This is a genomic window from Ferruginibacter sp. (assembly GCF_031430955.1).
In the GTDB taxonomy this organism is placed as follows: Bacteria; Bacteroidota; Bacteroidia; order Chitinophagales; family Chitinophagaceae; genus Ferruginibacter.
In genome coordinates, this window is the sequence record NZ_JANPCM010000408.1 from 1 (window position 1) to 1,793 (window position 1,793).

The window sequence follows — 1,793 nt, forward strand, 5'->3', positions numbered from 1 at the left end:
GAATAAAGAACTAATAGTATAAGTGAGTGACACAACGATGATGCCATAAAAAACAAATGCCTGTCCCAAAAAAGACACTAATAAAATTAAAAGAACTAACATGTTGTAAATATTGATTCGACCTTAGTTCTCCGCCAGCTGGCGGAGACAAGGGCTAAAACACCTTCGCTTCCTCATGCAGCAATCTCACCAATTCTTCAGGCGTTTCGGCACTTACTAATTTAACACCTGCCTTTGCCGGTGGTAAATCAAAAGATACAATCGAAGTCAAAGCATCAACCGCAACAGGCTCCTGCACTTTTAGTGGTTTACTCCTTGCACCCATAATACCTTTCATGTTGGGAATGCGCTGTTCGGCCATTCCTTTCTGGCAGCTAACGGCAACGGGCAGCCCAACTTTATTGGTTTCTTCACCGCCTTCAATTTCACGTACAATAACTGCGGCGCCATCCACCAAATCAAATTTAGCGGCATGCGATACATATGGAATGTTTAATAATTCTGCCACCATACCGCCAATGGAAGAGCCATTGTAATCAATCGTTTCTTTACCGGTAAAAATTAAATCGTAGGCACCCGCCTTTGCCACTTCGGCAATTTGCGATGCAATAAAAAAACTATCATGACTGTCGGCATTAACTCTAATGGCTTCATCGCCGCCCAAAGCTAATGCTTTACGAATGATAGGCTCGGTATCGGCACCACCAACTGTTATTAAATGAATAACGGTGGAAGCATCGGCTTCTTTTAATTCGATAGCTCTTACTAATGCGTACCATTCGTCGTACGGATTAATGATCCATTGCACGCCATCGGCAGCAAATTTCGTATTGTTATCTGTGAAGGCTATTTTTGCCGTGGTATCCGGCGTTTTTGAAATGCAAACTAATATTTTCATAAATGGTTGTTTATGCAACTAAAAGCAAAGATAAGAGAAGCGAATTAAAAAGTAAAAAATTAAAAATAAAAAATTGAGCAGGATAGAAAAATTGCTGGAATACATGAAGACCTCCGATAAGGATAGTTTTCTGCAACATGCGCTGGCACTGGAATACATTAAGGTGGACAGGGATGAGGAAGCCCGTAAATTGTTTAACGAAATTTTGCTGAGAGAGCCTACTTACATCGGTTCTTATTATCATTTGGGCAAATTGTTAGAGCGTGCCGGGGAGTTTGAAAAAGCCATAAAAGTGTATGAACGTGGCATGTGGGAAGCCAAAAGAGTGAGCGATAATCATTCGTATAATGAGTTGATGGGAGCGAAGGAGGATTTGGAGGAGTAGAACCACTCCGTCCGCCGCAGCAGAGAACTTGATCATGGAGGAATTAAATATTCAATATTCAATGTTCAAATTTCAATGAAATACAGGAGCATTCAATTTGATACTGCGTTTTATTAGTGGAACTAAAAGTATTAATACAAGGCATTTACATTGAGTATTGATTGTTGAGAATTGAATATTGAATATTTTTTTTGACCGGGCATAGAATTTTTTTCAACTCTGGTGGCGCCGTCCCGATGTATCGGGATACAGTATATCTTTATTGAGCACCTTTAAATCAAATCGGTATTCGACAAAACATAATAACTGATTATAGCAAGCGAGGACAAAATAATTACCACTATTCTCTTTTGATAAAAATAAAAGCCTAAAGAAATTAAAAGTAAAACAGCAGCAGGTAAACTTGCATAAATGGAATGTTTTGCAATTTGAAGCACTGTTGAGGTTGGAATAAGAGGAGAGACTAATTGATGTTCTGCTTGTATAAATGAAACATAACCAAGAAATGAC

At 38.9% G+C, this 1,793-nt stretch carries 3 protein-coding genes; 1 reads left to right on the top strand and 2 read right to left on the bottom strand.

Going from position 1 to position 1,793, the window contains the following annotated elements:
• Positions 1-154 precede the first annotated feature (154 nt).
• Complete coding sequence (locus ACY65O_RS11440; RefSeq protein ID WP_462220989.1) at positions 155-898, bottom strand: electron transfer flavoprotein subunit beta/FixA family protein; 744 nt, start codon at positions 896-898, stop codon at positions 155-157.
• 73 nt (positions 899-971) lie between these two features.
• Here ACY65O_RS11440 and ACY65O_RS11445 point away from each other — a divergent pair, with 73 nt between their 5' ends.
• Positions 972-1,283, top strand: a complete 312-nt coding sequence (locus ACY65O_RS11445) for a tetratricopeptide repeat protein (RefSeq protein ID WP_462220990.1) — start codon at positions 972-974, stop codon at positions 1,281-1,283.
• Positions 1,284-1,555: 272 nt separating this feature from the next.
• Here the strand turns inward: ACY65O_RS11445 and ACY65O_RS11450 are convergent.
• The coding region (locus tag ACY65O_RS11450; RefSeq protein ID WP_462220991.1) for a hypothetical protein at positions 1,556-1,793 on the bottom strand (238 nt) is incomplete at its 5' end.

What these genes read in the sequence shown, in the direction of transcription:
- ACY65O_RS11440 (WP_462220989.1), bottom strand. Translation starts at nt 898, where the DNA reads ATGAAAATATTAGTTTGCATTTCAAAAACGCCGGATACCACGGCAAAA.